We start from the raw sequence: 23,034 nt of genomic DNA, 5'->3' as shown, positions 1-23,034 counted from the left end.
GACCAGCGGGTCCTTCTTCGCATCCAGGCTCGCGTAACGATCTGAAAGATCAAAGAAACCCATCTGCGCCATGACAACCGGCCTCCGTCCAATGCTGACCCAATATCTACACCGCCGTCAGATCAGGCGCAATTTTTCGAGGTGCCCAGGATCCAAGTCAGTTCCGGCACATATTGCAGGGCGCTGGCACAGTTGGACCGGCGCATGACATCGCAGATGCCTTTGACAAAGGCGGAAAGCGACTGGGTCGAGGCAATAGCCCTAGGCTTCTTTTCTTTCTTGGGTCGGGCCATCTTTACATCTCGAATGCTTGGGCAAGGATCTTTTGCGGGAGCAAATCAATCTCGGCCAGTTTGGATTTCAGGGCGCGTTGCAGGGGTTTCAGTTCCAGCAGTGCGCGCGATGCCTTTTCCTGTACCTCAGGGCTGGGCAGGTCGATCTTGCCTTCGGCAAGGCGGTTGAACAGCATGCGTTCGCGTACCGCCCCACGAGCAAGGGACAGGATGCACTGCGCACCCAGATAGGAGCGCAGCCAGTAATAGAACCAGCGGCTGTCCACTCGGCCCGGTTTGCCGCGCAGGGCGACATAGTCGGGGCTGGTAATGCCCGGCGTGTCGTCGTCGTCCACAAAGGCGATGGAGCCGATCAGGATGCGCATCGGGTTGTAGAAGACAGTGCCGGGCGTGACGGGCTTGTATTTGGGGGCCATCTTGCCGGGCTGTTCCTTGGCGGGGGCGAGACCGTCTCGGGTGGCACCAAGAACAGGATGGTTAGCCCAACCCGCACCGATGCCATTCTTGACCTCGTCGAGGACGTCGCCGAGCAAGTGAGGTTTTGTCGGGGCATTGCGAATGCTCTCGGTTACGATCGCCGTTGCAAGTTTAGTTATTTCGTTCAACTGCTCGCGCGCAGCCCGACGCGCCACTTCCATCTCAGCCTGCTTTGCTGCTGTCGCACGCTCCACGGCGCGTTGGAAATCAAGGTTCGGAAGTACAAACTTGTAACCGAAAAGCTGCTCGCGGTTCAATTTCGGCATTCTGGACCGCGCAGACTCCTCGTTGGCATACGAAGTAAAGTCATGGCGATATTATACTTGACGTACCCATTGCGGAATCGGGTATGAGGTGTCAGGCTCTCCGCTAGGGATGACGGGGGATATCGATGACAGATCAGATCAAAATTACGTTTACCTGCATTTCATGCGGGGCCAGCCCCGCGTCCCTTGAATTGCCCGACGACTACACCGACGACGACATTGCCAAGTGCAAAGATTGCGGGGCTGTGTTCGGTCGGTATGGAGACATTGAAGCCGAGGCTATGAACAGGGCGTCTAGGATTGTTGATGACATGATCGACAATGCCATCAGCGGCATCAAGGGCTGGACGGAAAAATAGCATTTCTCTGATTTCTGCCATAGGTATCATAATACCACACGGCGCGAGGTACCTCAATACCTCACTTGTCCTTCTTGTCGTCCTTCGGCTCAGGCTTCCGCGTCAAGTCCAGCTTGCCGAACGCGCGATCTAACGCGTCATCGGACCGGTCGGCCTCGGCCTCGCGGGCGGCTTGCTTGAAACGGTTAAGCTGAGTTTTATTGGATGAGAAATCTGCCATCGGTTCCAGAGATTGCCTTAAACTTAATGAGATCGGCGACATTTGAAATTAGCGACTTATCTTCTTGCGATAGATCGTCGTCGTAGAGAGCGTATTTATACAGCCCAGGCCTGTTCTCCGCATCAGAAAAAGCCAGGTACTTCGCCGCTATGGATGTTGGGTGCGGGATAACTGCGTCGATCAGAGCCAACTTGTTGTCGGACTCGACTGATAGATCAAAAGTGTGCATTTTCCCGCTGCGGCCAGGGTAAGAGAAGTCTAGTTTCGTTTCCGGACGCCACTTAGCAGCATCGAGGATCGCCTTAGTTTTTCTAATTAGACCTATTTCCTTCGTTTGGCGCACTTTTCCTAGCGATGCCCTTGCGGCATCCGACGATGCGTTGGCCACTGCGGCAACGGCAGACCATAGCCATTCATGTGTTGGAATTTCTGACCTGATCTGTACTCCCGCCACCTCGCAGCCAAAAGATTGAGCTGCGGAAGACAGCGCCTTATGTACGGTTCTGTCTTCTGCCCCATACAACCACGCCGTGCGGGCGGCTTCCCCGTCGTCATGAACGATTAGGCCCTCTCCGTGGCCGACGATGAACACATCGACGGCCTCAAACGACGGATAGAGACATTGAGTTCCAACCTTAATGCCAGCCGCAGTTCGCTGGCAGGAATCAAACCGGCCCATCGTGAGGCGCACAAGATCACAATCTAGCATCCGCGGCTCCAGAGGCCCACATCAGGTAGTACGATTGGCCTATTATGTGGTTGGATTCTAACATTAATGTGGTCGCAAAACCAGAAGAACATCGCATCAATGTTCGTAAGTTGTTCGCCTACCGGCCGTCGAACGGGGACGTCCCAAACTCTCGTCGCCTCGATGTAAGGCCGATTGTCAGTCCAATCGTGTATGTGTGTCCCGCACACAAGGGGGGGAAGTCCAACGCGATGTGCGAAGGGCGAATTTGGCTTACATGTTTCCTCGTCCGCCCGATCTAGACGACACACTGTTCTACCCTGTACGAATAGACTAAGGGAAGGATATCTGAAGTCTTGATCAGGAAGGCGGAACCGAAGTTGAGCCCGAGTTAACCCCGTATCCTCTTTGTAGATCGGCCATGGCAGTTGGTGGTCTTGATAGCCCTTCGCGTAGATCCAGTGCGGTTGATAGCCGTCTAAGACTTTTGACGGGTTGGCGAGGAACCTGTCGATAAGACGCATTTGCTCAGGGTCAAACGTCAAAACATCGCCTTCCGAAGAATCACCGTCAGGCAATTACTCCGTCAGGCCGTCGATACGTCAACCTTTTGCCGACCACACCCTTCAACGCGAGGTCAGAACGCACCACATCATCCGGGCCGTTCGCGATCCGGTTGCTGTAGCGGAACGCGTATTCAGCGGTGTAGCGGTGCAGGTGCTTCTTGCTCGCATGCTGGTAGACACCCTTCATGCCACGCTTGAAGATGCTGAAATAGCCTTCGACCGTGTTCGTGGTCACGTTACCGCGCACGTACTCTTCCGCGCCGTGGTTGACGGACTCGTGCATCGCGAAGTGCTTGCCGAGGTTGTCGTACTGCATGGCTTCGTCCGTGTAGACGGTGGCTTCTGCGGCGATATTCGCCTTGAGGATCGGCAGAAGCGTTGCGATCTTGAGGTCATCCACGACAACGGACTTGGCGCGTCCCGTGGCGCGGTCAACGAGGGTCAGCACCTTCATCTTGTGGCCGACGCCGCGCTTCACTTCCTTGCCCGGCTCGCGACCGATGAACGTCTCGTCAATCTCGACCACGCCGCCACCAGCACCGAAGTTCATGCTGCCATCCTCGCGCATTGCTTCGCGGATGCGGTGAGACATGAACCAAGCGGTTTTCAGGGTGACACCAAGGGTACGGTGAAGCTGGTTGCTGCTGATGCCCTTCTTGCTGGCGCACATCAGGTAGATCGCTTGCAGCCACAGGTTCATGGGAACGTGGCTGGCCTCAAAGATGGTGCCGATCTTGACGGTGAAGGGCTTGCGGCAGCCGTAGCACTTGTAAGTACCGATGCGGGTAGATTTGCCGCCCATCTTGCTGGTGCGCTCCGCTTCGCCGCAGTGCGGGCAAGTCCGACCGTTCGCCCAGATGCGCGCCTCGACATAGGCATACGCGGCTTCTTCATTGTGAAACTCGGGGCGGGACAGGATGGACATGGCGCGTACTTTCTTGCTTGCCCTTTATATCTAAGGCTTGCGGGTGGGTACGTCAAGTATAATATCGCCAAAGTCATCGCTGACGAGCAAAAGTCTGAAGAATGATGGAAGCAGCCGCTCAGTGTTTACTTTGAGAGGGTACATGTCAGCACTGCATAGCCCAGCGTATTCTGGGATTGCTGCTTTGCGCAGATATGGCCGTAGCTTTGAGTAAAGCACGTCACCGGGCTGAAAAAGATACTTGTTGCTGGTCATCCCATCTGCAAGCGCGGTTTTAACTCCGCGCAATTCGCCGGTAACGGAACAAATATGCTCTGCGCTCACGTGGGGGAGATCCCGGTATTGGGCAAGGGTCGGGTTAACAAGGTTGGCGTCGATCCACGCCACCTTTCCCAATTCGATTTTGCCAACCTTCATACCCCAAACAGCCTCCCCTTCGCCTCGTGCATCACTTCCACCGGGGTGCCTACCATCCGTAGAGCGGCAAGGCCACCAGCCAGTTTGATCTCAGGCACGTCCCATAGCGACGGCGTCTCCAGCGCCTCGGTGCCACCAAGGGCAAACTGGTTGCCAAACCCTCGCAGCACAGTAGCGGCTTTGGGATCCATTCCGTCAAACCAACCCTTGTGGGCGCTGACATAATGCGCGCCCCGCTCTGGCCGCCGCAGGGCCTTGGCGTGATAACCGTGATGGCCGAAGAAGTCATAGAGGTCGAACTCGCCCATCTGGTCGATTTCGCGAATGACTTCTGGGCTGAAATTGTCGCCCAAGAGGTGGTCGATCAGCCCGCGGCGCTTGGATTGCTCGATCCAGAGCGCGCGGAAGTCGTCGAGGTTGCTGGCTTCGGCCAAAACGCGGGTCATCACCTCGCGGCGATATTCATCCACCGGGATCGGCGTGTCACGCCCATCGCGACTTCCCAGAATGTAGCGCCCCTGCGCGTTGATCAGCACGGATTGGCCGCCGATCTCGGCCACCGCCGGACGATCACCACCACCTGGATCATCCCCGCCGTCGCCGCCGCCACCTTTGCCGCCACCGCCGGGACGCGGCGGCTTGGTGATAAACTCGGTGCCGAACAGGTCAGTGACCCCGGTATAGTCATAAAGCCAGAATTTGTACTTGGCAGTTTCCTCATGGATCCGCGTGCCGCGCCCGACCATCTGATAGAACTTGATCGGCGATTGCAGGTAACGGAAGAAAACCACAGCGTTGAGGCGTTCGATATCTACACCGGCTTCCAGCAGGTCCACGGTGCAGGCGACGAATGCGCGCTCGCTGGAGCCGCGCATCGGCTCGATCATGTCGGCACCATTGTTCGGACCGCCCATACATTTGAAAGCATAGTGGTCCTTGGGCGTCTGCCCGTTTTCCTTGCACCACTTCACATAAAGGTTGCCCATGTGTTGCGCGACGCGGTCAGCGTGGATTTCCCGGGTGCAGAAGATGATGACCTTTTGCTCGGGCCCGCCGTTGGCGCAAAGGAGCTTGAAAAGGTCTTCGCACATCTTGGGGGTGCGCAGTTCGACGAAGAGCTCATCGTCAAAGTCCTTGCCCGTGTAGTGCGACTTGGTCAGGTCTTCCTCAGTCAGCGGCAAACCCGTCCTGATGTCACGGACGCCCGCCTGCAGGATTTCTTCGCGGGTGAACACCATGCTGTCGATGCTGGCCTTGCGTTTGACGATCTCGCAGGCGGCGAGGTACCCGTCCTCCTGCGCCTCGATCAGCGTGTATTCATAGACCGGTTCGCCGAAGTACTTGCGGTTGTTCGCGGTGATCTCCTTGTCCTCGACACTTGCGTTCTTCGACTCCTCCAACTTGCGCGGGGTCGCGGTCAGTCCGATATGGATGGCATTAGGGTTACGACGCAGCACCTCGGACCACTTGCCCCAAGCGGAGCGGTGACATTCGTCGATGATGATGACGCTGAAGGCATCATTGCCATAATGCTCAGTCAGGAAGCTGGCAAACCCATCGTCATCGTCCAACCCAAGAGTCTGGTAGGTAGCGATGTGGATGCGCGCATTCTGCGCCGTGTTGGTGCCGCCCGAAGTACCGACGATCCGCGCATTGTCCCCGAAGGCAGCCTTCAGCTTGTTGTATGCCTGTCCGCGCAACTCGTCCCTGTCGCACAGGAACAGCGCTGGTTTGGGAAGCTGGCCCGCTTGCGACAGGCGCCAAAGCAGATTCGTGGCGATGATGGTCTTGCCCGCACCCGTCGCCAGCGTCAGCAGCACCCGCGGTGGGACATTGGCTTGACGGTCCAAGATGATCTTCTCGAAGGCGGCGCGAATGCTGGCATCCTGATAGTATCGGCTCTGCGACCATGCAGGACTGTCCGCCTGGAACAGCATGGCTGCTTCGGGTTTGGTGAGATCAATGCCGCTGTCCTTGGCATATCGGGCCGTCAGGTCGGGATGAGCCGGAAAATCAGGGAAAGGAAACGGGCCACCCTGAAGGCTGCTGAAGCAATCAAACTCGCCGTACCTATGCCCATTCGTGGCGAAGACATACTTCACGTCAAATCGCCCGCAATCCGCATAGGCCTTCGCCTGCTGCATACCCTTCAGCGGATCCTCAGCTTCCTTTTTGGCCTCCAGCACGGCAACGGGCATCGGCTTGGGCATGCCGCTGCTGTGAACGCAAAGTAGGTAGTCTGTCCGACCTAGCCCTTTGCGACGGCGTCCTTTGGGCCCCGTCGGTTCAACCGGTGGGGGCGTCAGGATAGTTTCCAGCGTCACTTGTGCGGGGCTGGCGTAGCCCTTGGCACGAAGGACCGGGTCGATCAGGTGAAAGCGGGTGTCGGCCTCGTTCATCGTCATGGGTGTCATCCTGTGTCAGCCGAAGCTCGACCGAAAACGGCAACTACCCTGATAGCGTAGCCAAGTGCGAAGCAGAATGGAGTTGTTGGTCCGAGTAATCGCGTCAATGCGGAACACTAAACTGCCGATTGCACGAAATGCAAGCCGGAGGACAGCGATCTTCCGGGCACGACACCGGCATTATCGCAGTGGATGGACAAGTCTGCCGATCGTCGGCCCACCGCGGGCTCAAAACAGCGCCAACTGTGCGGAATCGTCCACACGCAAAACACCGAGCAACTGCCAAGTCTGCGGGCGGCTGGCGACATTGCCGACACAGAAAAGCATGCCCTTCTTTGGATACTCATCGTTGAACTTAGCGCTCATCCAATCCAGAGCCGCTTGTTCTGATCCTTCGCGGCGGCGCGCATGGAAGAACATGGCGTGCGCCTCCCAGTCGCCATTGGCATAGTCATGTGGGCCACTTTGATCCTCGAATTTGAAACGGAATTCGTAGGGACTCGGCTCTAGCGCTGCCAGGTCTTCGTCGAGGAGGGAGCCTTGGCGTGCTGCCTCCCTGTAAACCTGTCGCTCTGCTTCGATCTGCTCCGGCTTTTTTGCCTTGTAAATGAATTGGGTATTTCTTGGCCTTATCAATGCCAGCGATTTTCCATCGGCGGCTGCAGCGGCAACGGATGGGGAAACCAAAGGATTCAGGAGGCGCACTCGATCCTTGTCAGGCATTCGGCCCGAGATATGAATGGTATCTTCCATTACATGACAACTTTCAGGGCGGTTATCCCTGGTTGGTCGCCTATAGCGGAAATCCACCCAATCCCAGCGCTTGAATGCCGTTTCATCCGACAGATGCCGAAATCGAATCGGAAATAGCCGTTTGAATTGGCCGCTGGGGGTCACCCCCGCGCAGCATACAGTTTCCCCGTGGGTGGCACTACGCTGCGGTAAGGCCTTCACAAGAATTGAAACGTGGCAACTTTGAAGCGTGACGGACATAGCGCTCCGGATCATCGGCGAACAAATTAAATATTTCGAAGCCCGTCTCGTCGGTCACCGCATGCCCAACAATGGTTCTGTGGCATGTTTCAGGGTCGCGCTCGAAACACAGCAAGCAAGTTGGTGCGGATTGAACGAAATCCACTAGGTTACGCAACGATTCCTGCGCGCTTGGCGACGAAATATGTGCGCCGTAGATTGTACGGAAGAGGTCGAAGTCCCCAGCCCGCGCGGCCTCACGACCTGGTTTGGGGTCGCCGAGCGCGATGAAATGGGAATATTCGATGCCTTCATAGGCGAGGCGCGCAGCCAACTTCGACTTGGAAAACCCGGCTTTACGCGAAACCGCAACCGCTCGGACGTCGGCCAACTGAGTAATCCCGACCGCTTTCAGCGTCCGTACGAACCGATCAATGTCGGTCCCCTCATAGCCAACTGTGAAGATGACGCTCATGCCTGCCCCTTTTTCATAAAACCTTAGCACGCGTAGCACGCGCCGTGAATCCCCTGATTCAACTGGAATCAAGTGCGTTTGCCATGCTCTCGAAATGCTTCCTCTGTACTGACCAGTCGGACGGTAGCGGTTCACGAAGCGATTCCAGCGACAAGGCTCGTGGCTGTTGGCCGTCGAGGATCGCCTCGATTAGGTCGGGCGCGAGTTGCGCTAGCCGCATCGTGCGTGTCAGAAATGGGGCTGCGATTGCCTCACGCCGAGCGAGTTCGGTGATCGTCGTAAACTCCCCAGAGTCCAACATCCGCTTCCATCGAAACGCCCGTGCCAGCGCTTTGACAAGGGTGTCGTCAGCCGACCGCTGCGGCGCCGTCGCAGACGGCAGAATAATTTCTTTGCGACCGCCTCGTTTTACAAGGCGGAACGGGACGTGCACCGTGATTGCACCGGGACTCTGATTTGTCCAGGTCATGCCGCCGCTCCCTCATTTGGGGTCATCTCTCGCGCCAACGCTGCCAGCCCGTCCGTACGCAATCGCACCTTCATGCCATCGGCGCTGATGTCGACCCGCTCGACCAGAAGCGCCATAATGCGCGCCTGCTCGGCGGGGAAGAGTTCGTCCCATAGCGGGTCAAACCGGGCCAGGGCTGCGTGGGTCTCGGCCTCGTTGATCCCCGCATCGTTCTCTCGGGCCGCCTTCGACGTGCCAGCGACGATCTCTGGCTGGCGAAACACCGCGCGCAACTGGTCGATAACGGCAGCTTCGATCTCACCTGCAGGGACACGGCCCACTGGGCATGCCCCAGCGCCATGCTTCAGGACAGTCTGGCTGACGTAGTAGCGGTAGAGCCGCCCACCCTTGCGGGTGTGGGTCGGCGAGAACGCTGCACGATCGGGACCGTAAAGCAATCCCCGCAGCAACGCAGGCGTGTCGGCGCGGGTTCGGGCTGCGCGCTTGCGCGGGCTTTCCGTCAGGATGCCGTGTACCTTGTCCCACGTCTCCCGCTCGATGATCGCTTCATGTTCACCGGGATAGCTGGTCCCCTTGTGCACTGCCTCGCCGATGTAGACCCGGTTGTTCAACATCCGGTAGATGAACTTCTTGTCGATCCGGTGGCCACGGCTGGTGGTGACGCCCCGTTCGGCCAGTTCACGCGCCAGTTCGGTGCCCGAGCCGATCTCGATGAACCGTGCGAAGACCCAGCGCACATGCGCGGCATCTTCGGGATTCTCGATCAGTTTCCGGTCTTTCACCTCATAACCCAGCGGCGGGCAGCCGCCCATCCACATCCCCTTCATCCGGCTGGCGCGGACCTTGTCGCGGATCCGTTCTGCCGTGACCTCGCGTTCAAACTGAGCGAAGGAAAGCAGGATGTTCAGCGTCAGCCGCCCCATCGACGTGGTGGTGTTGAACGACTGGGTGACGGAAACGAAGGTCACGCCATTGCGGTCGAACACCTCGACCAGCTTGGAAAAATCCATCAGCGAGCGGGATAGGCGGTCGATCTTGTAGACCACCACCACGTCGACCAGCCCGTCCTCGATGTCGGCTAGCAGCCGCTTCAGGCCGGGGCGTTCCAATGTGCCGCCGGAAATGCCGCCATCGTCGTACTGATCGCGCACCAGCACCCAGCCTTCGGACCGCTGACTGGAGATGTAGGATTCGCAGGCTTCGCGCTGGGCATGCAGGCTGTTGAATTCTTGCTCCAGCCCTTCCTCGGAGGATTTGCGCGTGTAGACCGCGCAACGCAGTTTGCGGACAATCTTCGCCTTGTCGACGGGCTTGTTCATGCCGCCCTCCGATGGTTTTTCAGCCCGAAGAACACCCAGCCGTTCCAGCGCGTTCCTGTGATGGCGCGGGCGATGGCCGACAACGACTGATAGGGCCGCCCCTGCCATTCGAAGCCGTCGGCGGTGACGGTGACGATCTGCTCGACGCCCTGCCATTCGCGCAGCAACCGTGTGCCGGTGATCGGACGGTCGCGATCAGCACGGATGCGGCGCGTCGTGATATTGCCGCCATCAAGCTGTTCGCCCAAGGCTTCCAGCCGTTTGACGGTTTCAGGCTTCAGCCCGCCATAGGCCAGTTCCTGGATGCGGTAGGCCAAGCGGCTTTCCAAGTAGCGCCGGTTGAACGGCGGCGGTTCCGTTTCGAACAGGTCGCGCCACTGCGCCTTCAGGTCCGGTGTTGAAGTGGTCTTTAGCGCCGCCAGGCGCGCAGGGATGGGGTCGGGCTTGTTCATGCATTTCTCCCGTGGGTTGGAGTTGCATGAAGGCATTGGTCGGGCAGACAGTGTAGGCAACTTTCTCCAGTCTTGTCAGAGACTTCACCCCGTGCCCGCATCCGCAACCGGGTCAGGCCGACCGCCAACAGCCCGCACAGTTCTGCGCGGCGCTGGGCGGGGGTCAATTGGTCGGGTGGCAAGGCGTTGGGGCGTTTCATGATTGCGGTGCTCACGAACTGGTTGGCTCACTAACGAAAAGCCAGCCATTGGGACCCGATGGGACAAGGCACCATGGCAAAACCTGTATCGACGAAGAAACTCGCGCAACAGACTGGTTTGCCGTCTTGTTTTGTTCGGTTGAATCGACAGAATATGACTCTCCAGAGCGTTGTGCAGGTGCCAAGCAGGAGGTCGATATTGGCAAGGTCCTTATTTCGCGGTGCGCCCGAGCTTTCGCACCTTTTTGTCGAGTCTCCGATTGATCTTTTTGCCGAATTTCTCTCACACTCTCGATTTGCTGTATTCATGTCTGATGCAATGTCAGCTGTTCCCAATGACGGAGAAACCCAAAACCGGCGTGATGCCGTCGCTGAAGTTTTGAAGAAGTTAGGCGTTGATCGCATCAACTTGGTTGAAGTTGAAGCTCGACGGATCATGGCGATGACGGACAAAACGCCGGAGGCCATGCTGCGACGCCTTGGGGACGACCCGCGCTACAGCGTGAAGGACAAGTTGAACGCGCAAGAGGCAGCCGAGGTTGGTCGAAGTATATGGGCTTACCTGAACGCGCCCTCTCTGTTTGAGTCCGCAGAGCGCGCCATGCAGGTCCGAGTTTATCGTGAGCACGGAAAAGTCTATGAGGCCTGGTCAATCGACGCTTCGATCTCACTGAATGCAGAAGCTGTCGACAACGAAACTCTGGCCAAGGAGATCGCGGCCAAACTACACCATGATGATGGGTGCAAGGTTGAAGCGGTAGATCTTCCTGCGGAAAATGGTGAGGTTCGTGACGTACTTGTCGCTGTGACTTTCTTTGGGGCATATGCAAGCCAGAAGACTGTCCGACCCGACAAATCCACAGAAATTCTGTATTTTCGACCGCCCGATGAGATGCTGTTGGTCTACTCGCAGGAGCGGAGACGTATCGAAGTTTGCTCGCGCGAAGTGGCGGAGCGCAAATTGGTTGCGAACATCTTCGCATCAGACACGCTGAAACACGACATTTCAAACAAGCCTTTGACCCAAAAGACTTATAATCTCTCGCGTTTTCGGAACTCACTCAAATTGTCGATACCGGAAGAGGAGGCGCATCGCGTTCAGCGCGCCATAATTACGGAGGTCCAGGTTGCTCTTGGCGACTGGGCGCGGCGTGTCAGTCTCAGTGTCGCACCTGAGGATGATATCGATGCAATCGCCAGGAGCGTTTTTGGGGCGATTATTCCAAAATCAGGCGGTGGCTATGTGACCAAAGTCCGCTTCCACATCGATCACGCGGACAGTCGAGGGCGAAAGGGCACGCTGCAGTTTGATGTGTTTGGACGCAACAAATCGAACATCCAGAGTGAACGGGATCCCGCGAAGCGCGAGCTGGGCTACAACCTATTGGAATCTTGGGGCGTGCTTGAGCGTGTCGGCGATTTGTCCATCCCTCAGCGGAAGGAGAAGCTTCCGCAAATGCTGCTTCTCTACGATTTCGTCAACGAGAGAGTCTCAGGCAAGACCCTTGAAGAAAATGATGTCGCGGCTGCGGACTTAATGGGTGCAGGATTCTTGACGCGAAAAGGCTGGTCGGACGTCATCCTGTTTGAGGACGACGAACTCGGCGACGTCGTTCAAGATGTCGATCGCGACATTGCCGGTGGAACGGCTACTCTAACTCTGTCCGAAGGCGGCGCTGGGCCACAAGTTCCAGTTGAGGAAATCACCCAATATGAAATCAGGTTCGACTATTTGCGCGACGCCATGCGCAATGTCCTTCAGCCAATGCGCTTGAAGGGAAGGGTCCGCGAAATTGCCGGCCACATTCACCAGCTTGGTAGCGCCCAGATTGGGCTGATCAACGCTCCAATCTTTCTTGTGCGCGGCCTATCCGATGACAAGAATCTTGAAGCTGCCGAGCGACTGATCCGAGGAGAAGGAAGCCACATTCGGGGAATTGTCTTTGTGCCGCAGGAGCTACGCTTCCCTTACATCGGATGCCATGTCGTTCTTAGCCTCAAGGACTTCATCAACGCAGCGACTGGCTTGGTCGATGCTGAAGCGGTCGAAATAGCCTACGAAGCTGCCATTGATCCGGCGGCTCATGGCACAGCCGTTCATTTTCGCCGACAAGGCGACGAAGCGGCGCAAGTCACGGTCCCCGGGCAGGACCCGTGGATCGTGGTGGGCGCCAAGAAGGTCCTCCTTTTCGAGCGGCTCTTCATGGCGTATCGAGACCGCGAAATTGGCGTCTCCCTCGGAGACTTGAAGGCATATGCTGGCTTTTCCGGACTTCCCCAGCTGTTCGGCGACAACTGGAATGACGTGAAGGATCGATACATCTTTTCCCCTCGCTATGGGACATGGGCGATCTGTCACGAACCCATCTCCATCTGATCTCCATCTAGGGGTCTGACCATCTCCGATTCGTCCGGCCAATAGGGGGGCTCCATCGCATAGAGGAGCTCCCCAATGCCGACTCCCTTCCCCTCGCGCCAAGCCGCCCCGTCGAGCTGGTCCACCAACGCGAAGCCCAAGCCTAACACCCTGAACCCGGAATGGCGCTGCACGCGCTGTGACAAGCTGCTCGGCGTATGCCGGGACGGCCGCATGCACCTGCGTTTTGCGCGGGGGCACGAGTATTTCGTGGGCTTCCCCGTCCAGGCGACGTGCCGCGGCTGCGGGACGCTGAATCAGGCGTCCAGCCCCTCCGGCTGACGCGACCCACGACCACCAACCCCCTGAAATCGCAGAGACGCGCGACGTCCTGACCTGGCCACGAGAAGGCGCTGGACGCCTGGCCGCAAGGCAGGCGTCCAATGTCTTTCGCATGGCACGAGATCCGTGATCAAATCATGCATTCCGCTTCCACCCTCAGCTTCCAGCGCAGCTTCGATGCCATCCGGCGCGAACAGGGGCCGGTCCGAGGCTTCCGCGATCCAGCCGCTTTGCTGGATGCGCTGCACCATAAAGCGGGCAGCCCGGATCAGAAGAACCTTATCCTCACTGCCCTTTCCCGCGCTGCGCATTCCGATGGGCACACGGGCGATTGCGCCCTTACCCTGATGTTGCTGGCGCTCTGGCCCGGTCTCGACGCCATCCGGCGCCGGTGCATCTGGCGCAAGGTCGGCACCGGTGATGAAATCACCGCCGACATCCTTGGCCGCACCACTGAAGCAATCCGCGGTCTGGACCTGCAACGGGTCAACTGGATCGCGGCCACCATCCTGCGCAACGTCGAGCGGGATATCCTGCGCGCCCATCAGCGGGAGGCGGGCCGCCAAAGCCTGCGCAGCGAAACCGAGCCTGACGAGGTCGCTGCCGATGATGGTTCAGCCGACGCGGCGGTAACCGAGGCGCAACTGCTTCGCGATCTTCGGCTGCTGGTGGGTGCGGATGCAATCCTGGTGATCCGCGTCGCGGTCGAAGGCTTCAGCCAAGCCGAAGCTGGCGTCGAACTTGGCCTGTCCGAGGCGGCGGCGCGAAAACGCTACCAGCGCGCCACCCAGCGGCTGCGCGACGCCCTCCAGAAAATCCACTGACCCCGATGTCCCGATCCGGACAGCGCAGTGGCTTTTCACATTCAGACGCCACCGCGCGTCTTCCTCCAACCGAAAGCCGACACGCATGAACAGCATTGCCGACCTTTCGCCCACGGACCTCAAGCGCATCCCCGGCCTCTACCGGCGCTGGGAACTGACCGAGGTCTTCGAGGCGCACCGCAACTACCAGATCGAAGACGCCGGCACCCACGCCGACGGCACGCCGCTGCTGGCGATCTTCGTCAGCGATCCGGTCTCCGACGTCCCGGAGGCCAGCTGATGCGCCTCTTCAATCACCTCATCCCATGGAGAACTGACATGCCGGACCAGCCGGACGACATAACCCGTCTTCGCAAGTCGCACTACGCCCTCGACGAACTGCCGGAAACCGTCAGTTTTCCGAAGCATCCGAGTGAGCCCGCGAGGGTGCCGCTGCCCGTGATGGAGGCGACCGTCGACGACATCGCCTTTGCGATCGTCGCGGCGGAGCGGGAAAGCTCGGCAGCCCTAGGACGGGCGTCCTCGCTGAAGCGCCTCCACAATCTTGCCCGCGAGGCGGGTGCCATCGGGACTGACCGTGCCGCCGCTGCTGCCCTGAAGCGGGAGAAGCCCTGATGGCTCTCCCGATCATCAGCGCCGATGAACGGCTGGCACAGCGCAAGGGTATCAAGGGATGCATCTTCGGCCGGTCGGGCATCGGCAAGACCAGCCTCCTGTGGACGCTGAACGCCTCGACCACCTTGTTCATGGATCTCGAAGCCGGGGATTTGGCGGTCGAGGGCTGGAACGGCGACACGCTGCGGCCCCGCACCTGGAAAGAATGCCGCGACTTCGCAGTGTTCATCGGGGGGCCGAACCCGGCACTGCGCGAAGACCAGCCCTACAGCCAGGCGCATTTCGACGAGGTCTGCGGCCGGTTCGGCGATCCGGTGGTGGTAGATCGCTACGAGACGATCTTCATCGACAGCATCACCGTGGCGGGGCGGCTCTGTTTTCAGTGGTGCCGGGGTCAGCCCGAGGCATTCTCGGACAAGACCGGCAAACCGGACATCCGGGGTGCCTACGGGTTGCACGGTCGCGAGATGATCGGGTGGTTGACCCACCTGCAGCATGCACGCGGCAAGCATGTCTGGTTCGTCGGTATCCTTGACGAGAAGCTGGACGACTTCAATCGCAAGGTCTTCCAGCCGCAGATCGATGGCAGCAAGACCGGCCTCGAACTGCCGGGGATCGTCGATCAGGTCATCACGATGGCCGACATCGCCGATGCCAATGGCCAGCCCCAGCGCACCTTCGTCTGCCAGACGCTGAACCCCTGGGGTTACCCGGCCAAGGATCGTTCGGGGCGTCTGGCCTTGGTCGAGGAACCGCACCTCGGGCGGCTGATGGCCAAGATCCAGAGCCCGATCCGCCCGGCACCGGAACGCCTGAGTTATCCGGCCGTCACGTCAGCCGAACCTGCCGCTGCGGAGGTGCCGGTCAATGGCTGACCGCATCTCGACAGGCCCGATGTCCCGATCCGGGCCCCGCGATGGCTTTTCCCGTTTGACGCCGCTGCGCGTCCTGACCTCCAACTGAAAGGAACCGTGCCATGTCCGGTATCTGGAACGACTTTAACTCGGCCCAATCCAACTCCAACGTCATCCCGAAGGGCACGCTTGCCAAGGTGCGCGTGACCATCCGCCCCGGCGGTTTCGATGATCCATCGCAGGGCTGGACCGGCGGCTTCGCCAAGCGCGCCGCGACCGGTGCGGTCTATCTCGACGCCGAATACACGGTGGTCGACGGGCCCTACGCCCGCCGCAAGATCTGGTCGCTGATCGGGCTCTACAGCCCCAAGGGCCCAGATTGGGCCAACATGGGCCGCAGCCTGATCCGCGGCATCCTGAACTCGGCGCGCGGGATTTCCGACAAGGACAACTCGCCCGAAGCGCAAGCCCGCCGCCGCATCAACGGGTTCGGCGATCTGGATGGCTTGGAATTCGTGGCCCGGATCGACATCGGCCAGGACACCAATGGCGATGACAAGAACGAGGTGCGGGGCGCTGTCACGCCGGACCACCGCGACTATGCCGCCCTGATGGGGACGGTTGCCTTGCCGATCAGCACTGCAGCGCCGCAAGGCTATGCCCCGCAGCAGACGGCCGCCACCCGTCCCAGCCAGCCCGCCTCCGCCCCCGGCAATGCCGGGCGGCCGAGCTGGGCGCAGTAAGGGGGGATCGGCCATGCGCCTGCGCCCCCGCCAGAAAACTTTCGTCGAGCGCAGTGTGGCTGCGCTCGCCTCCCGCGGCAACACGCTGGGCGTGGCACCCACTGGTGCTGGCAAGACCATCATGCTGTCGGCGGTCACCGGCGAAATGATCGGTGCCATGTCAAAGAATTCGGGGGCCAAGGCCTGCGTGCTGGCCCATCGCGACGAGTTGACGGCGCAGAACCGCGCCAAGTTCCAGCGGGTGGTGCCGGGAATTTCCACCTCCGTGATCGACGCCACCGAGAAATCCTGGGGTGGTCAGGTCGCCTTCGCCATGGTGCCGACGCTGGCACGGACCACGAACCTGGCCGACATGCCACGCCTTGACCTGCTGGTGATCGACGAAGCGCACCATGCGGTGGCTGACAGCTACCGCCGCATCATTGATCGGGTGCGCGATGCCAATCCCGATGCCCGCATCTTCGGGGTCACGGCGACGCCGAACCGGGGCGACAAGAAGGGGCTGCGCGAGGTTTTCGACAACGTGGCTGACCAGGTGCGTCTGGGCGAGTTGATCGCTTCGGGCCACCTTGTGCCACCCCGGACCTTTGTCATCGATGTGGGCGTGCAGGACGAGTTGCGGTCTGTCCGCAAGACCCTGTCGGATTTCGACATGGCCGAAGTGGCGGGCATCATGGACCGCGCGCCCGTCACCGATGAGGTGATCCGCCACTGGAAGGAAAAGGCGGGCGACCGCCAGACCGTCATCTTCTGTTCCACCGTCGCCCATGCCGAACATGTCACCGAAGCCTTCCGCGCGGCAGGGATCACGGCGGCGCTGATCCACGGCGATCTGGCGTCAGACACCCGCAAGGCCATCCTTGCCGACTATGCGGCGGGCAAGATCCGCGTCATCGTCAATGTCGCGGTGCTGACCGAGGGCTGGGATCACCCGCCCACCTCCTGTGTCGTGCTTTTGCGCCCCAGTTCCTACAAGTCCACGATGATCCAGATGGTCGGGCGTGGTCTGCGCATCGTGGATCCGGAAGAACACCCCGGCATCGTGAAGACCGATTGCGTGGTGCTGGATTTCGGCACCTCCAGCCTGATCCACGGCACCTTGGAACAGGATGTCGATCTGGAAGGCAAGACCGAGGCTGGCGAAGCCCCGACCAAATCCTGCCCCGGCTGCGGCGCTGAAATCCCGCTGGCTGCAACCGAATGCCCGCTCTGTGGCGAGGTGTTCCCGCGGGAGGATGAAGACGGCGGCGACGGCAGCAGCACGGCCCCGCTGTCGGGTTTCATCATGACCGAGATCGACCTGCTGAAGCGGTCCAGCTTCGCGTGGGTCGACCTTTTCGGCACCGATGATGCGATGATGGCCACCGGCTTCACGGCCTGGGGCGGCATCTTCTGGCTGGACGGGGTCTGGTATGCCGTGGGTGGTGGCAAGAATGAGCGCCCGCACCTGCTCGGTGTCGGCGAACGCACCGTCTGCCTCGCGCAGGCCGATGACTGGCTGAACACCCACGAAACCGACGAAAGTGCCTTCAAGACCCGCTCCTGGCTGCGCCAGCCGCCGACCGAGAAGCAGCTGCAATACTTGGCCCCTGAATGCCGCCATGACTTCGGCCTGACGCGCTACCGCGCCTCGGCGCTGATGACCTTCGGCTTCAACAAGCGCGCCATCCGCCAGTTGATCGAGGGCGCGGCCAGCCCCGAACGGAGGGCGGCATGACCCATGAACTTCACCACCATCATCACGGCCGAGGAACGGCAGCGGCTATGGCATCCGCGTGGAACGCTCTGTGCTGTCTGCCGGCAACCCAGCCGTGGCTTTGGCTGGTTCGATCCGGTGCGGTCGAAGCGGCGCCGCCCATCGGTCTGGTTCTGTTCGATGTCCTGCCAAGGTTTCTGGACGCGTTTGGCGCGGGGGCATTCGGCCATGGTTGATCTGACCGATGAAGAACGCGCCGCCATCGCCGCCACCATGAAGCGCGTGGCGCTGCTGATGGACGAGGTCGGCTGGTCGACGAAACTTGCCGATCTTACAGAGCCGCAGGTGCGGGCCCTGATCGAGGAAGCGGTCGAAGGGTTCCGTGAGGCCATGTCCGACATCGCCAAAGCCAATGCGCCGGAGGTGCCGTTTTGAAACTGGATTTCAACCGCCGCCCCAGCTTTGCCGACAAGGTCAATGCCGCCGTCGATCAGGCCCTGACCGCCGAACAGGCGACACATGCGCCCCGTGACTATCTGGGCGGCTCGCGACTCGGCCACGCCTGCGAGCGTGCCCTGCAGTTCGAATTCACAGCCACGCCGAAGGACGAGGGCCAGGACTTCGGCGGCCAAGCGCTGCGCATCTTTGCCATCGGCCATGTGCTTGAGGACCTGGCCGTCGCCTGGCTGCGCGGCGCGGGGTTTGATCTCTACACCCGGAAGGGCAACCGGCCCGATGGCGGCCAGTTCGGCTTTTCCGTCGCGGGCGGGCGCATCCGGGGCCATGTCGACGGCATCATCGCTTCCGGACCCGAAGGGTTCGATCTCGCCGTTCCCGCGCTCTGGGAATGCAAGACCATGAACGCCAAGAACTGGCGGGCCTGCGTCAAGGACGGCGTGACGAAATCCAAGCCGGTCTATGCCGCGCAGATCGCCGTTTATCAGGCCTACATGGAAGCCAGCGTTCCAGGCATCAGTGCCGCGCCCGCCGTGTTCACGGCGATCAACAAGGACACGGCCGAAATGCACCACGAGCAGGTGCCCTTCGATGCCGATCTTGCGCAGCGCATGTCGGATCGCGGGGTGCGGATCCTCCAGGCGACCGATGCGGGCGAGTTGCTCCCGCGCATTGCCGCCAGCGCCGATTTCTTCGAATGCCAATTCTGCCCATGGGCCGCTCGCTGCTGGAGGCTGGCGCGGTGAGCGACGACAGCATCCTGCACTTCAACCCGTGGACGGATTTCAACGACGGCCCTCCGGCCGAAAACCCGTTCGGCTGCGATCCGGACTCGGACCAGATCGCCATCTTCCTCGACACCGTGTTCAGTTGGTGCGAAGGGCTGATCCCCCTGCGCGGCTTTGTCGACAAGGGTCAGGGCCGGGACGGCAAGCCGCACAACATCTGGATCGCGGCCGATGGTACCGCCCGCGAAAAACTGGCGACCTTCGCGGCATGGGCCAATCGTGAAGGGGCGGCCGTCTATGTCATCCCCGGCACGGTCGCTGAACAAGGTCAGGCCCGTGCCGCCGATGTGCTGCAGATGCAGGCCCTCGTGGTTGATCTGGATGCTGGCGACATCCCGGCCAAGCTGAACCACATCGTCAGCCACCTTGGGACGCCCACCCTGATTGTGGAGAGTGGCGGCCGCACGCCCGAGGGTGCTGCCAAGCTGCATGTCTGGTGGAAACTGACCGAACCCGCCGATGGCGAGGATCTGGCCACCCTGTGCCGCCTGCGGGGCGACATTGCCGTCAAGGTCGGCGGTGACACCCATTTCCGCTCGGCGCACCAGCCGATCCGTGTGGCCGGGACCGTCTATCACAAGCACGGCCATCAGCGGCTGGTGCAGATCCGCGACCACAACCCGGTCGAGGTCGATCTGGCAGATTTCGCGGAACGGGTGGCCGACATGCCACCGCTGCCGGGCGTAGGCATGACCAGCGCGCCGCTGTCCACCGCCAAGCCGGGCGTCGATGCGGTTTTGACCACCCCGGTGCGCGAAGGCGCGGTGGATGACTGGTCGCGGTTTCAAGGGGCGAGCGCCGCCATCGGTCATTATATCCGCCTAGTCCACGATGGCCGCATTGACCCTGCCGAAGGCTGGGAGGCGATCTGCGGCTACAACGCTGCGATGCTGCGCCCCGAATGGCCGCTCGATCGGCTGCAGGCCGAAGCCGAACGCCTCTGGGCACTGCATGTGAAGCGCAACGGCCCGCCACTCATTCGCGCTGCCCGCCCGAACGCCCCCGCGAGCCCGCTGCCGACCTTCAGCCTTGGCGCGCTGCTCGATGATTGCAGCCCCATGCCCGATGACATCATCGCGCCGCGTGTGCTAACGCCGGGCGGGCTGTTGGTGCTGGGCGGTGCCCCAAAGGTCGGCAAGAGCGATTTCCTGATCTCCTGGCTCGTCCACATGGCGGCAGGCGTGCCGTTCCTGGGCTTCATTCCGCCCCGGCCGCTGCGCGTGTTCTATCTGCAGGCCGAGATCCAGTATCACTACCTGCGCGAACGGATGCAGCAGATCAGCCTGTCGCCCGGGGTGATCGCGGCTGCACGCGACACCTTCATCGCCACCCCAAAACTGAAGCTGCTGCTGGATGCCGACGGCGTCACCCGGATCGCCGAGGCCATCCGGGCAGCATTCCCCGACACACCGCCCGACATCATCGTCATCGATCCGATCCGCAACCTGTTCGATGGCGGCCCGGATGGTGGCGGTGAAAACGACAACACCGCCATGATGTTTTTCCTGAAGGACCGGGTGGAGGTCCTGCGTGAGGCGGTCAATCCGGACGCGGGCGTCATCCTCGCCCACCACACCCGCAAGGCAGCCAAGCATCAGGTCAAGGACGATCCCTTCCTCGCCCTCTCCGGCGCCAGCGCGCTGCGTGGCTTTTACACCTCCGGTTTGCTCATGCACAGGCCGGACGAGGACAGCACCCAGCGTCGCCTGGAAATCGAACTGCGCAACGGCCCCGCGCTGGCGGGCAAGCTGATCGACAAGGTGGCGGGTCGCTGGGTCGAACTGAACCCGATGAATGAGCGGCTGGTGCGCAAGGAGGTCGGGGCCAAGTTTGATGCCGAACGGCTGCGCAAGCATGATGTCATCCTCGGCATGCTGCTGGACGAGGCTGTGGGCGAACGGCTCTACACCGCCATGCAGTTCGCCGAGACCTTCGAGAACCGGGGCGGTCTGGGCAGCAAGCACACCATCCGTGAACGCCTGAGCGTGCTGGCCACCAAGGGCTTCGTGAAGTTCCTGCGCGACCCTTCGGGCTTTGGCTACCCCGTCACCCGGTCAAGGTTCGGCTATCTCTGCGTCGAAGGCATGCAGTTCGGTTTGCCGGTCGAGGAGGTCGATCTGACCACCGGCGAAGTCACCGCCACCGCCCGCCCGGTGCTGCCCAGCCACTTCAAATGCCCCCAGTCCGGGCTCAGCCTTCAGGTCGAAAATCCGGCTGTCTGGGTCTACCAGGACGGGCCGGAAGACGACCTAACTCATATGAGTGAGGCCTGACTCATATGACAGCGCCAACTGTGCCATCAATGAAATCAACGGGTTACGAGCAAATAAGAGTTAGGTCCCTAACTCATGCCCGAAGTCTTCATGAAGTCTTATTCCACAACAAAATCAACGCGTTGATTCGGTTCGAACAGTTAGGTGCTGAACCCCCATACTACGTATGGGATGGCCCCACCCAAGGGTGGGCCACTCATCCCATGCGTAAGGGCCTGGCGCGCGGGCCGCCCTGACAGGTCTCCCCATCCCCCGATCCGACGACGGCGGCCCGTACCGCCAAGCACATGACCGCCGTCGTCTTCTGCCCGACCAGCCCCACAAGACAGGAGAGCCATCATGGCTGCGACGACTCTGTTCCCCAATTCCGACAGCGCAAGGTTTGACTTGCTGCCCGTCACCAGTTCAAGCCACCACTGCATCCTCGCCCTCGATCTGGGCACCACCACAGGCTGGGCCCTGCGCGGCCACGACGGTCTGATCACCAGCGGCACCGCCAGCTTCCGCCCCGGTCGCTTCGACGGCGGCGGCATGCGCTACCTGCGGTTCACCAACTGGCTGGGAGAGCTGGACCGCCTGTCCGGTCCCATCGCCGCCATCTGGTTCGAGGAGGTCCGCCGCCATGTCGCGACCGATGCGGCCCATGTCTATGGCGGGCTGATGGCCACGCTGACCGCATGGGCCGAACTGCGGGGCGTGCCCTACGAGGGTGTGCCGGTCGGCACGATCAAACGCCACGCAACCGGCAAGGGCAATGCCGACAAGGACGCGATGATCGCCGCTGCCCGCGCCCGTGGCTTCAGCCCCGCTGACGACAACGAGGCTGATGCCATCGCGCTTCTGCTTTGGGCCATTGCAACGAATGGGGGTGTCGAATGAGGTGGCATCCCCACGGCTACGGCGGCCAGCGCCGCGACCCCGATCAGGTCAAGCGCGAAGGTTGGCACGAACAGGGCGTGCTGGCGGTGTCGGCCGACGATCAGCGTCTGACATGGCCGGAGCGCGAACTGGTCCGCCAGCTTGGGGAGAAGCTCTACGGGCGACGCCCGATGGGAAAGGAGGTTCGGCATGGCTGACCGCATCTGGACGGCCGAGTGCGTGGCCGATCATTTCGAGGAGGCGTTCCGCACTCTGCGCAAACTGCCCCCGGTCAAGGCGCAGGGGTTCTTCAACGCCTGGCCGCAGATCGTGCGTACCAGCCGCGAGATCGCCGCGATGGAACCCGAGCCCATGCGGGTCTGGCCATCGGCCGCTGCCATCACCCGGCTGGAGCAGACATCGGACTGGGTGCTGTGGATCGAGGAGGCCGAGCGCAAGCTCGTGTGGTCGCGCGCAGCCCGCGTCCCATGGAAGCAGATCAGCGGTGAGCTGGGCTGCGACCGCACCACCGCATGGCGACGCTGGCATCTGGCGCTGACCAAGATCGCGGCGCGACTGAATGCGTGAGCGACTCCAATGTGTTGCAACACTTTTCCCTTCGACATCTGCAACATATTCGTGCTATTCCGAAGGCAAGATGGGGAGAGTGCGCCGAAGGGTTCGCTCTCCTAGTTTTTGATGAATGAGTGTCGGGCAACTTGGAAG

General features: G+C 60.8%; 25 protein-coding genes. 14 read left to right on the top strand and 11 right to left on the bottom strand.

Going from position 1 to position 23,034, the window contains the following annotated elements:
* Positions 1-122: 122 nt before the first annotated feature.
* Together AC11WY_RS10880 and AC11WY_RS10875 are read right to left on the bottom strand one after the other, a co-directional pair.
* Positions 123-293 (bottom strand): hypothetical protein, encoded by a 171-nt coding sequence (locus AC11WY_RS10880; RefSeq protein WP_482925289.1) that lies wholly within the window; start codon positions 291-293, stop codon positions 123-125.
* Between the two features lie 2 nt (positions 294-295).
* Positions 296-1,036 (bottom strand): restriction endonuclease subunit S domain-containing protein, encoded by a 741-nt coding sequence (locus AC11WY_RS10875; RefSeq protein WP_482925287.1) that lies wholly within the window; start codon positions 1,034-1,036, stop codon positions 296-298.
* A gap of 125 nt (positions 1,037-1,161) precedes the next feature.
* On the opposite strand from AC11WY_RS10875, the gene AC11WY_RS10870 reads away from it, so the two are divergent.
* On the top strand, positions 1,162-1,395 hold the full coding sequence (locus AC11WY_RS10870; protein WP_482925285.1) for an ECs_2282 family putative zinc-binding protein: 234 nt from the start codon (positions 1,162-1,164) through the stop codon (positions 1,393-1,395).
* 197 nt (positions 1,396-1,592) lie between these two features.
* Here AC11WY_RS10870 and AC11WY_RS10865 read toward each other — a convergent pair whose 3' ends face one another.
* From AC11WY_RS10865 to AC11WY_RS10825, 9 genes are all read right to left on the bottom strand, one after another.
* The gene (locus AC11WY_RS10865) at positions 1,593-2,324 is read right to left on the bottom strand and encodes a hypothetical protein (protein ID WP_482925283.1); all 732 of its coding nucleotides are present in this window, start codon (positions 2,322-2,324) and stop codon (positions 1,593-1,595) included.
* Positions 2,325-2,873: 549 nt separating this feature from the next.
* Complete coding sequence (locus AC11WY_RS10860; RefSeq protein ID WP_482925281.1) at positions 2,874-3,794, bottom strand: IS1595 family transposase; 921 nt, start codon at positions 3,792-3,794, stop codon at positions 2,874-2,876.
* A 30-nt stretch (positions 3,795-3,824) separates the two neighbouring features.
* Positions 3,825-4,211 carry a restriction endonuclease subunit S domain-containing protein gene (locus AC11WY_RS10855; protein ID WP_482925279.1) on the bottom strand — a complete coding sequence of 129 codons (387 nt, stop codon included), beginning with the start codon at positions 4,209-4,211 and terminating at the stop codon, positions 3,825-3,827.
* Positions 4,208-6,616: a DEAD/DEAH box helicase family protein gene (locus AC11WY_RS10850; RefSeq protein WP_482925277.1), complete on the bottom strand. Its 2,409-nt coding sequence runs from the start codon at positions 6,614-6,616 to the stop codon at positions 4,208-4,210. Before AC11WY_RS10850 ends, AC11WY_RS10855 begins: the two co-directional genes overlap by 4 nt.
* Before the next feature lie 228 nt (positions 6,617-6,844).
* The gene (locus AC11WY_RS10845; protein WP_482925275.1) at positions 6,845-7,369 is read right to left on the bottom strand and encodes a hypothetical protein; all 525 of its coding nucleotides are present in this window, start codon (positions 7,367-7,369) and stop codon (positions 6,845-6,847) included.
* A 178-nt stretch (positions 7,370-7,547) separates the two neighbouring features.
* A complete protein-coding gene (locus tag AC11WY_RS10840) occupies positions 7,548-8,063 on the bottom strand; it encodes a DUF488 domain-containing protein (protein WP_482925273.1) in 516 nt (171 codons plus the stop codon).
* 58 nt (positions 8,064-8,121) lie between these two features.
* Entirely contained in the window at positions 8,122-8,532 is a 411-nt protein-coding gene (locus AC11WY_RS10835; protein ID WP_482925271.1) for a hypothetical protein, read from the bottom strand.
* Positions 8,529-9,851, bottom strand: coding sequence for a recombinase family protein (locus AC11WY_RS10830; protein ID WP_482925269.1), 1,323 nt, complete (start codon positions 9,849-9,851; stop codon positions 8,529-8,531). Before AC11WY_RS10830 ends, AC11WY_RS10835 begins: the two co-directional genes overlap by 4 nt.
* Positions 9,848-10,303 (bottom strand): DUF2924 domain-containing protein, encoded by a 456-nt coding sequence (locus tag AC11WY_RS10825; protein WP_482925267.1) that lies wholly within the window; start codon positions 10,301-10,303, stop codon positions 9,848-9,850. Before AC11WY_RS10825 ends, AC11WY_RS10830 begins: the two co-directional genes overlap by 4 nt.
* A 273-nt stretch (positions 10,304-10,576) precedes the next feature.
* On the opposite strand from AC11WY_RS10825, the gene AC11WY_RS10820 reads away from it, so the two are divergent.
* The 13 genes from AC11WY_RS10820 to AC11WY_RS10760 all read left to right on the top strand — a co-directional run bounded on the left by AC11WY_RS10820 (position 10,577) and on the right by AC11WY_RS10760 (position 22,896).
* The gene (locus AC11WY_RS10820) at positions 10,577-12,880 is read left to right on the top strand and encodes a hypothetical protein (protein WP_482925265.1); all 2,304 of its coding nucleotides are present in this window, start codon (positions 10,577-10,579) and stop codon (positions 12,878-12,880) included.
* A 422-nt stretch (positions 12,881-13,302) separates the two neighbouring features.
* The gene (locus AC11WY_RS10815) at positions 13,303-14,025 is read left to right on the top strand and encodes an RNA polymerase sigma factor (RefSeq protein ID WP_482925263.1); all 723 of its coding nucleotides are present in this window, start codon (positions 13,303-13,305) and stop codon (positions 14,023-14,025) included.
* Between the two features lie 85 nt (positions 14,026-14,110).
* A complete protein-coding gene (locus tag AC11WY_RS10810) occupies positions 14,111-14,305 on the top strand; it encodes a hypothetical protein (protein ID WP_482925261.1) in 195 nt (64 codons plus the stop codon).
* 38 nt (positions 14,306-14,343) lie between these two features.
* Positions 14,344-14,640 carry a hypothetical protein gene (locus AC11WY_RS10805; RefSeq protein ID WP_482925259.1) on the top strand — a complete coding sequence of 99 codons (297 nt, stop codon included), beginning with the start codon at positions 14,344-14,346 and terminating at the stop codon, positions 14,638-14,640.
* A complete protein-coding gene (locus AC11WY_RS10800) occupies positions 14,640-15,515 on the top strand; it encodes an ATP-binding protein (protein ID WP_482925257.1) in 876 nt (291 codons plus the stop codon). The genes AC11WY_RS10805 and AC11WY_RS10800 overlap by 1 nt, the downstream gene beginning before the upstream one ends.
* A gap of 101 nt (positions 15,516-15,616) precedes the next feature.
* The gene (locus tag AC11WY_RS10795) at positions 15,617-16,237 is read left to right on the top strand and encodes a hypothetical protein (RefSeq protein WP_482925255.1); all 621 of its coding nucleotides are present in this window, start codon (positions 15,617-15,619) and stop codon (positions 16,235-16,237) included.
* A gap of 13 nt (positions 16,238-16,250) precedes the next feature.
* The gene (locus AC11WY_RS10790; RefSeq protein WP_482925253.1) at positions 16,251-17,954 is read left to right on the top strand and encodes a DEAD/DEAH box helicase; all 1,704 of its coding nucleotides are present in this window, start codon (positions 16,251-16,253) and stop codon (positions 17,952-17,954) included.
* Positions 17,955-17,957: 3 nt separating this feature from the next.
* Positions 17,958-18,368, top strand: coding sequence for a DUF6511 domain-containing protein (locus tag AC11WY_RS10785; protein WP_482925251.1), 411 nt, complete (start codon positions 17,958-17,960; stop codon positions 18,366-18,368).
* On the top strand, positions 18,365-19,135 hold the full coding sequence (locus tag AC11WY_RS10780) for a hypothetical protein (protein WP_482925249.1): 771 nt from the start codon (positions 18,365-18,367) through the stop codon (positions 19,133-19,135). The genes AC11WY_RS10785 and AC11WY_RS10780 overlap by 4 nt, the downstream gene beginning before the upstream one ends.
* Positions 19,087-21,450 carry an AAA family ATPase gene (locus AC11WY_RS10775; protein ID WP_482925247.1) on the top strand — a complete coding sequence of 788 codons (2,364 nt, stop codon included), beginning with the start codon at positions 19,087-19,089 and terminating at the stop codon, positions 21,448-21,450. The genes AC11WY_RS10780 and AC11WY_RS10775 overlap by 49 nt, the downstream gene beginning before the upstream one ends.
* Positions 21,451-21,789: 339 nt before the next feature.
* Complete coding sequence (locus tag AC11WY_RS10770) at positions 21,790-22,329, top strand: crossover junction endodeoxyribonuclease RuvC (protein WP_482925245.1); 540 nt, start codon at positions 21,790-21,792, stop codon at positions 22,327-22,329.
* Positions 22,326-22,526: a hypothetical protein gene (locus tag AC11WY_RS10765; protein ID WP_306122298.1), complete on the top strand. Its 201-nt coding sequence runs from the start codon at positions 22,326-22,328 to the stop codon at positions 22,524-22,526. Before AC11WY_RS10770 ends, AC11WY_RS10765 begins: the two co-directional genes overlap by 4 nt.
* Complete coding sequence (locus AC11WY_RS10760) at positions 22,519-22,896, top strand: DUF6362 family protein (RefSeq protein WP_482925243.1); 378 nt, start codon at positions 22,519-22,521, stop codon at positions 22,894-22,896. Before AC11WY_RS10765 ends, AC11WY_RS10760 begins: the two co-directional genes overlap by 8 nt.
* Positions 22,897-23,034 lie beyond the last annotated feature (138 nt).

The organism is Solirhodobacter sp. (genome assembly GCF_964715405.1).
Note: the sequence above shows the minus strand (reverse complement) of the source record. Positions and strands in the feature narration are given on the sequence as shown.

Coding starts and splice junctions, on each gene's coding strand:
- AC11WY_RS10825 (WP_482925267.1), bottom strand. CDS start 10,303: ATGAACAAGCCCGACCCCATCCCTGCGCGCCTGGCGGCGCTAAAGACC.
- AC11WY_RS10775 (WP_482925247.1), top strand. CDS start 19,087: ATGCCAATTCTGCCCATGGGCCGCTCGCTGCTGGAGGCTGGCGCGGTG.
- AC11WY_RS10785 (WP_482925251.1), top strand. CDS start 17,958: ATGAACTTCACCACCATCATCACGGCCGAGGAACGGCAGCGGCTATGG.
- AC11WY_RS10790 (WP_482925253.1), top strand. CDS start 16,251: ATGCGCCTGCGCCCCCGCCAGAAAACTTTCGTCGAGCGCAGTGTGGCT.
- AC11WY_RS10865 (WP_482925283.1), bottom strand. CDS start 2,324: ATGCTAGATTGTGATCTTGTGCGCCTCACGATGGGCCGGTTTGATTCC.
- AC11WY_RS10850 (WP_482925277.1), bottom strand. CDS start 6,616: ATGACGATGAACGAGGCCGACACCCGCTTTCACCTGATCGACCCGGTC.
- AC11WY_RS10770 (WP_482925245.1), top strand. CDS start 21,790: ATGGCTGCGACGACTCTGTTCCCCAATTCCGACAGCGCAAGGTTTGAC.
- AC11WY_RS10820 (WP_482925265.1), top strand. CDS start 10,577: ATGGCAAAACCTGTATCGACGAAGAAACTCGCGCAACAGACTGGTTTG.
- AC11WY_RS10840 (WP_482925273.1), bottom strand. CDS start 8,063: ATGAGCGTCATCTTCACAGTTGGCTATGAGGGGACCGACATTGATCGG.
- AC11WY_RS10880 (WP_482925289.1), bottom strand. CDS start 293: ATGGCCCGACCCAAGAAAGAAAAGAAGCCTAGGGCTATTGCCTCGACC.
- AC11WY_RS10845 (WP_482925275.1), bottom strand. CDS start 7,369: ATGGAAGATACCATTCATATCTCGGGCCGAATGCCTGACAAGGATCGA.
- AC11WY_RS10830 (WP_482925269.1), bottom strand. CDS start 9,851: ATGAACAAGCCCGTCGACAAGGCGAAGATTGTCCGCAAACTGCGTTGC.
- AC11WY_RS10815 (WP_482925263.1), top strand. CDS start 13,303: ATGTCTTTCGCATGGCACGAGATCCGTGATCAAATCATGCATTCCGCT.
- AC11WY_RS10810 (WP_482925261.1), top strand. CDS start 14,111: ATGAACAGCATTGCCGACCTTTCGCCCACGGACCTCAAGCGCATCCCC.
- AC11WY_RS10760 (WP_482925243.1), top strand. CDS start 22,519: ATGGCTGACCGCATCTGGACGGCCGAGTGCGTGGCCGATCATTTCGAG.
- AC11WY_RS10870 (WP_482925285.1), top strand. CDS start 1,162: ATGACAGATCAGATCAAAATTACGTTTACCTGCATTTCATGCGGGGCC.
- AC11WY_RS10860 (WP_482925281.1), bottom strand. CDS start 3,794: ATGTCCATCCTGTCCCGCCCCGAGTTTCACAATGAAGAAGCCGCGTAT.
- AC11WY_RS10805 (WP_482925259.1), top strand. CDS start 14,344: ATGCCGGACCAGCCGGACGACATAACCCGTCTTCGCAAGTCGCACTAC.
- AC11WY_RS10795 (WP_482925255.1), top strand. CDS start 15,617: ATGTCCGGTATCTGGAACGACTTTAACTCGGCCCAATCCAACTCCAAC.
- AC11WY_RS10835 (WP_482925271.1), bottom strand. CDS start 8,532: ATGACCTGGACAAATCAGAGTCCCGGTGCAATCACGGTGCACGTCCCG.
- AC11WY_RS10875 (WP_482925287.1), bottom strand. CDS start 1,036: ATGCCGAAATTGAACCGCGAGCAGCTTTTCGGTTACAAGTTTGTACTT.
- AC11WY_RS10800 (WP_482925257.1), top strand. CDS start 14,640: ATGGCTCTCCCGATCATCAGCGCCGATGAACGGCTGGCACAGCGCAAG.
- AC11WY_RS10855 (WP_482925279.1), bottom strand. CDS start 4,211: ATGAAGGTTGGCAAAATCGAATTGGGAAAGGTGGCGTGGATCGACGCC.
- AC11WY_RS10765 (WP_306122298.1), top strand. CDS start 22,326: ATGAGGTGGCATCCCCACGGCTACGGCGGCCAGCGCCGCGACCCCGAT.